This window comes from Enterococcus thailandicus, assembly GCF_001886265.1.
Taxonomy (GTDB): domain Bacteria; phylum Bacillota; class Bacilli; order Lactobacillales; family Enterococcaceae; genus Enterococcus_B; species Enterococcus_B thailandicus.
In genome coordinates this window covers 68,799-76,018 of sequence record NZ_JXLE01000001.1, presented here as the reverse complement: position 1 = coordinate 76,018, position 7,220 = coordinate 68,799, and the positions used below count along the sequence as shown (strand labels likewise).

Annotated in this window: 6 protein-coding genes; all 6 read right to left on the bottom strand. The window is 37.4% G+C overall.

Annotation, left to right across the window (positions count from 1 at the left end):
- Nucleotides 1–24: 24 nt before the first annotated feature.
- The 6 genes from RV17_RS00350 to RV17_RS13335 all read right to left on the bottom strand — a co-directional run bounded on the left by RV17_RS00350 (nt 25) and on the right by RV17_RS13335 (nt 7,139).
- Nucleotides 25–939, bottom strand: a complete 915-nt coding sequence (locus tag RV17_RS00350; RefSeq protein ID WP_067480490.1) for a PTS system mannose/fructose/sorbose family transporter subunit IID — start codon at nt 937–939, stop codon at nt 25–27.
- A 17-nt stretch (nt 940–956) separates the two neighbouring features.
- Nucleotides 957–1,766, bottom strand: coding sequence for a PTS mannose/fructose/sorbose transporter subunit IIC (locus RV17_RS00345; protein ID WP_067480487.1), 810 nt, complete (start codon nt 1,764–1,766; stop codon nt 957–959).
- Between the two features lie 48 nt (nt 1,767–1,814).
- The gene (locus RV17_RS00340) at nt 1,815–2,780 is read right to left on the bottom strand and encodes a mannose/fructose/sorbose PTS transporter subunit IIA (protein WP_067480484.1); all 966 of its coding nucleotides are present in this window, start codon (nt 2,778–2,780) and stop codon (nt 1,815–1,817) included.
- A gap of 97 nt (nt 2,781–2,877) precedes the next feature.
- Entirely contained in the window at nt 2,878–3,369 is a 492-nt protein-coding gene (locus RV17_RS00335) for a mannose/fructose/sorbose PTS transporter subunit IIB (protein ID WP_067480482.1), read from the bottom strand.
- A 205-nt stretch (nt 3,370–3,574) separates the two neighbouring features.
- Nucleotides 3,575–6,388, bottom strand: a complete 2,814-nt coding sequence (locus RV17_RS00330; RefSeq protein WP_067481324.1) for a sigma-54-dependent transcriptional regulator — start codon at nt 6,386–6,388, stop codon at nt 3,575–3,577.
- Between the two features lie 595 nt (nt 6,389–6,983).
- Nucleotides 6,984–7,139, bottom strand: a complete 156-nt coding sequence (locus tag RV17_RS13335; protein ID WP_157495812.1) for a hypothetical protein — start codon at nt 7,137–7,139, stop codon at nt 6,984–6,986.
- Nucleotides 7,140–7,220: the final 81 nt, after the last annotated feature.

The following is a 7,220-nucleotide window of genomic DNA, read 5'->3' as shown; positions in this document are numbered from 1 at the left end:
GCTCAGACTATCTGATTATAATTTTTACATCAATCCGATTAAGTGGAAGACAATACCAACCACGAATAATCCAAGGATAATGATGATAGGTGATACTTTTTTCTTAAGTAACCACATACAGAACAATGTTAAACATAGTGCAGCAAGACCAGGGATCAAGCTGTCTAAGTTGTCTTGTAATGTAGTAACTTTAGAAGAAGTTAAAGATAAACCTGCTGCTTGTTGTTCCAAAGCAGATTTAATTCCTTCAGCACCAGCAGGTAATTTGTCCCACTCGATGTATGCACCTTTATCAAGTTTTACTGTAGATACTGTAGGCGCAAAGCTGATTGATACCCAACGGTTAACTAATGAACCCAAGATAAACATCCCCAGAATTGAAGCACCTTTAGTGATGTCTTGTAGTAATCCACCAGATAAATCTTCCGTGATTTTTGAACCAGCTTTGTAGCCGAATTCCTGTGTGTACCACATGAAAGCCATACGAATAATATTCCAACCTAAGAAATAGATGATTGGACCTAAGATATTACCACTCATTGCAAGAGAAGCTGCTAATGCGCCAAGGATTGGTTTCACTGTGAACCAGAAAACTGGATCTCCGATACCAGCTAAAGGTCCCATCATACCAACCTTAACCCCTTGAATTGTTACATCGTCAACAGGTGCACCATTTGCACGTTCTTCTTCAAGTGCCAATGTAACCCCTAGAATTGGTGAAGCTACATATGGGTGAGTATTAAAGAACTCCAAGTGACGTTCTAGTGCAGCTGCACGGTCTTCTTTTGTTTTATATAATTTTTTGATTGCTGGAATCATTGAGAAAGCCCAGCCACCATTTTGCATACGTTCGTAGTTCCATGATCCTTGGATGAAAGTTGAACGCCACCAAACAGAAATACGATCTTTTTTCGATAATTGAATTCTTTCTTCTGCCATTTTCGTGTACGCCTCCTTTAGTAGTTATCTATGATATCGCCTAGTGGGTCACCAGTATTTGAGCCACCGCCGTTACCTGAACCGCCGCCTTGTTTAGAAAGGGCTAAGTAGATAAGAGCAAGAGCTACACCGATTGCACCAAGTCCGATAAGAGTAATTTCAGAAACAGTTGCCAATACAAAACCAATTGCAAAGAATGGCCATACTTCTTTTGTAGCCATCATGTTGATAACCATTGCATAACCTACAGCTACAACCATACCACCACCGATTGCTAAACCGTCTGTTAACCAAACTGGCATAGATTCAAGTAAGCCTTTCACAGGGCCTTCACCGATTGCCAAGATCAAAGCAGCTGGAATCGCAATACGAATACCTTGCATACAAATTGCTACAATATGCCATAATTCAACTTTTCTGAAGTTACCTTCTTTAGCAGCAGCATCCATCAAGTGAACGAAAGCCGTTGCGATTGTACGACAGATAATTGTTAATAATAGACCAGCTACAGCTAGAGGTACAGCGATCGCGATAGCTGAAGAAACCCCAGCTCTTCCTTGACCACCTAATACTAAAATAATTGCAGATGCAACAGATGCTAAAGCAGCATCGGGAGCTACAGCAGCGCCGATATTTGCCCAACCAAGAGCGATCATTTGTAAAGTACCACCTAAAATAAGGCAAGGTATTAAGTTCCCAGTAACTAAGCCGATTAACGTACATGCGATTACTGGTTGATGGAAATGAAATTCATCAAGAATTCCTTCCATACCAGCCAAAAATGCTACGATAACGACTAATATCATTTGAATAAAGTTTAATTCCATGATGTTAAGCCTCCATTTTTCTCTGATAGTTAAAACTATGCTTGTTTATTATTTTTTGTTTAGTTCTTCTTGTGCTTTTTTCAAGATTTCATCCATGTTTCCTTTTGAATCATTTGGTACTTTACGTACATCAAATTTGACGCCAGCGTCTTCAAGTTTACGGAAAGTATCAATATCATCTTGACTAAATGCCAATACTTTATTTGGTTGCACTTTACCTGGTGAATGAGCCATAGAACCAACGTTAACTGTTTCTAATGGTACGCCACCTTCAACCGCTCTTAAAACATCTTGTGGGTTTTCGAATAAAAGTAAAGCACGTTGTCCACCAAAGTGTTGGTCATCTTTAGCTAACTTGATCATTTGTTCAATTGGAACAACATGAGCTTTTACACCTGGAGGAGCAGCTTGTTGAATCAATTTTTTACGAAGTTCGTCTTTAGCCACTGCATCAGAAACAACAATAATACGAGTTGGGTTTGTTGTCTTTGTCCAAGCTGTTGCAACTTGTCCATGAAGTAAACGTGAATCAACACGAGCTAAAACATAACTAAACTTACCTGGAGTTCCAGATGCAGATTGCTGTACTTCAGCTTTTGGTGCTTCTTCTGGTTCCAACTCTTCAGGTTTAACCTTCACACCTTCTTTTGCAGTTTCAATGATATGTGCTGCAATTTCTTGCGCAGATTCCATTGAAAAACGAGAAGCATATGCTTCAATTAACATTGGCAAGTTCAAACCACTGACGATTGCCCATTTGTCTTTGTGTTCTTCAAACAATGTATTTGCTTGATTGAATGGAGTACCACCCCATAAATCAACTAAGAATAACACTTCGTCTTGATTGTCAAAAGAAGCAACAGCCTCTTCTAACTTGGCTCTCAAGTCATCTGGACCTTCGCTTGGTTTCAAAATAACTGCTTTAACGTTTTCTTGTTCGCCAAAGATCATTGAACCAGACTGTAAGATTCCTTCAGCAAACTGTCCGTGACTTGCTAGGATAATTCCTACCATACTTATACCTCCTATTTCTTTTTGTTGTAACAAAAATCAAAATTAAAAATAATTGCTAACCATTACAACAGATTGTTTGACCGACCACAACATCCAACTATGCCTTTTTTGCTTTTGCTAGTAGCTCCATCAAAAGAACTTTTCTGTCTGCAGGTACTTTGCGAATCTCTAACTCTACTTTTTGACTATCCAAATAGTTAAAAGCTTCTATATCGCGCTGATTTACTGAAACAAAATTAGTAATCATTGTTTTACCATCAGTAAAACTCATACCGCCAATATTTAATGAGCTGAGCTGTACACCACAGCGAACAATTGCTTCTACATCCTGAGGGTTGGTGAACAACAGCATTACTTTCGCATTTGCTAATAATCCACTTTGATAAACTTGAATCATCTTTTGAACGGTTATAACGTTCGCATGAATTCCTGGCGGTGCAGCCTCTTTTAACAGAAACTTTCTCAAATCATCTTTTGCCACCATATCGCTGACCACAATGATTCGTTCAACACCAGTCGATTTTGACCAAGCCGTCGCAACTTGTCCGTGGATTAAACGATCATCTATACGCGCTAATCGAATATCCATCTTCAAAACTCCTTTTTTCAAACTACTTCACAGAAACCCCTATCATTTCTGTGAAAGCAACCAATTCCTAGCACACTTATATAAAAGCAAGAAGCGTGCCAACTTTTAAAAAATACACTACTGGTTCTTTAAGCTTTTTTAAACAATACACAAAAAGGATACACTTTTTTAGTGTATCCTTTTTGTGTATTGTTTATTTAGTGTGTTACACCTTGGCCAACTGATTATGAATCAAGCGCAAAATATAATAGCTTTCAACTAAAGGAATCTTGAGATTCACTCTTTCTTCCAATGGAACAATTAAATTTTGAAGCATCCTATAAAATGGGTCTTGAACTGTTTCATCCAGCTCTTCTTTCTCAGCAGTTAGCGGTTCATTTAATACGATTCGTTCGATCATTCCTGCGGTGTGCATGACCAAATTGATTTTAAAACCGTATTCCCTACTAGCCAGTCCAATACTTTCTGTCACATGCTCAGCAAAGTCCCAAATAGGATCAATCAGCTTTCTTCCATTAATAAACGTAAAGTTATCTGATATAAATTCCACGCAGGTTTCTTTCGCTGTTTCCTCGGTTAAAGAAACATCTGGTGTTTCTTCTAAATCTGCTTCAAGCAACAGTTGATCTAAAATCAATTCGATATTTTGATCAATGAATCGTTCTAGTGGAATAAATGGCGCTGCAATTTTAGGATCAGTGATTCCCGTTGTAGCAATCACTTGATAATCTGCTTGAATACGTGGTAGTTCTTTTTCTAATTCAACGATGGACAAAGCTAAAACCGTCAGTTCTGCTTCTTGTCGCTTACTTACCGCACGTTCGATCAATTCTTTGATTCTTTTTGCCGTACCTTCACCCGAAGCACAAATAGCTAAAATTGCTTTTTGCTCTTGGACTGGCTTCTCAATAACTGGTGCAGGGGAAACGGCCGCGTAACCACGAAAGTTTTTTAAGGAGTCATAAAGCGTATCTAAGTCTGTGCCTAGGACAGAAACTTTTCGAACAGTTTCTAAGACTAATGAGGTCGTCACCATGTCGACTGTTCGAATGGGAACCCCTGTATCTCGTTGAATTTGGGTATTGAATGAAGCCAACGACCCCATATCAACCAACAACACAACCCCACTTCCCTCATCAACTTCTTGAACATTTCGTTCAATGCGACTAAGTGCAGTTTTAGGATCCATGTCCAACGGCATATCGACTGCTCGAACATTATCAACATCTAAAAGTTGTTTCACCACTTGAACCATGCTACTAGCTGTGCTATTCCCGTGAGCTGCAACGACCACTCCGATTCGGCCAGTAGCTTGATTGGCTCTTAAAGAAACTAACAAGACCGTCAAATAATAATCTTCACTTTCCGGAATACGAACTTGAAAATATTCTTCAATGTATTTACGTACTTCTTTTGCAACAGCATACTCTTCTGGAAAATCAAATGTCATTTCTCGAATATTATCATTGGTATGTCGTTCTTCACCTAAATTGATTTTTTTCAAAAATGAACTGATATGCAAACTCATTGCATAAATAAAATTCTGTTGAAATTCATAAGGTAAAGAGTTCTTAACCATACTATAAATTTGATGTGTCACTTCGATTACTTTAGGATCAACAAATTCAGCTAACTTATTGTCAGCATTGAAAGAAAAACCATGATCTTTATAGAAAGATTTCAAATGAATATTGATATCTGTCGAAATAAAATGGTTGATTGCTTCTTGATCTAAGCCATCAGATTTCAACAAAGCCGCTTTATCTCCAATAATATCGTATAAGTTATAAGGTAATTCATACGAATCTGATTGAATTTTCATCACATCATCGTTTGGTACGATTGTTAGCTTCGGTTCTAAAATTTTTGATAGCTCTGCCATTGCTACTCGGTTGCTGGCTAATTGGATCAGACCACTTCGAATTCCTTCAGTTAAATCACTAACCGTAATCGAAATTTCGGGTGAGTTCATATGATTCAGGAATCCACGCGCACAAATCAATTGGATATTTGATTTCAATTGTCCAATATTCCCATAAGTAACGCTACCAATCAAGGCTTTGGCAACATCTTCTGTCAGAGAAATTTTTCGTTGGATTCGATTCGCTTCGTGAGCAATCATGATTTTTACCAAATCGACTTTTTCATTAGCAGGTCGCTTTTCAAAAGACGGCAACTGAATGTTGATTGGAATTCGTCTCACAAAAGTTTCTAATAAAGAAGAACCTGGGTCTTCTGTTGTTGCGCCAACGATCCGGACATTTGCTTCATGTGATTTTGTCGTCTCACCCAATCGGCTATAAGTTCCATGATCCATAAAATAAAAGATCATTTCTTGTCCTTCTGGTGGTAAGCGATGAATTTCATCTAAAAAGAGCATCCCGCCATCTGCCTGGTCGATAATCCCCATTTTTTCTTCAGCCGCACCAGTAAATGCTCCTTTGGTATAACCAAAAAGATGACTCATCAATAATTCTGGATTATTCGCATAATCGGCACAATTAAACACAATCAATTCATTTTCTTCATCAATGACATGATTTGCTTTGGCAAAATGAAACATTGCATGTGCAAAGTAGGTTTTTCCAGAACCAGTTGGTCCCGTAATTAAACAATTTAATCCTCTAGGTGGATATAAAATAGCAGCTTTCGCCTGTTCAACAGCATTTTTCATACTGCCATTTTCACCGATAATTTTGGAAAAAATATCTTTTGTATCAATATGAACGATTGGTTCTTCAACTGGTAGAACATCTTCTTTGTAACTAACCACGTGCTTGCTTACAGGTTTTTGATATTCGTCTGCCTTTTGATATATGTAACGGACTGGTCTGCCATCGGACTTGACTAATTTTCCTTCACGAACTAGCTGGTTTAAATCTTTACTGCTATTTGTTCGTTGAATTCCTAATATTTCAGCAATTTCTTGAGTAGTTACTCCTTGATCTGCTTCTACTTTTGTTAAATGAGCGGTTTTTTCTTTGACATAGAGATAAATTCGGTCAATACGCTTTGTCAATTGATACGCCCCTTCCTGTGTTTCCAAATTTCCTGCTACACTATTTCCTTACTATTATAGAACAAACATAACTAAAAATAGCTAACTACAAAACATAATACTATGGATTTCTAGAGGATTCGTCAACTATTTACCTCATGCTTTTTCAAAATAAACGAAACATTTGTTAAACAAGTATTTACTTTTATACACTATTGTTCTTTTTTCATTAAAAAAACTTTCTTTAAAAGTAACTAAAACTATCATTTTTTACAGTCAATTCACTTGTATTATTTAGTACCGCACTTGGAACTTTTTCACCAATCAGTGATGCGAATAAACATGTGCCCAGCAAGAACAAACAACAAAAATTGTCATTTAGAATAGCTGAATACATAACGCAAACTACAGAAGGCTTCAATTGATGATGTTTTCATCAAAATCGTTGGCAACGTTTCTCTTTCATCGTCTTAGTTTATAACAAAAAACTGTAGGACAAAGAATTTTTCCTTTGTCCTACAGTCTGAGAAACCTGACGTCTGTCAAATTTCTTTTTATTCAATGATACTTGTCATACACACAATATTTTTTAACATAGATCTTACATTACAATGTTTTACCAACCCGCAAAATAACCAATAATCACTTGCATCAACCGCCCAAACCAAACACTTACCAACAGGCAGGCAACCAGCCCAAATAAAACTTCAGCTACAAACAACAATACTTGAAGCAACGGATGCCCATTTAGGTTCACTGATTTTACCTTCATCAAAAGCCCTTCTTTTGTCCTGTGACTTATTCACTCCCCCAACTTTCCTTCACCATACAATGTATCTAAAATATTTACCAT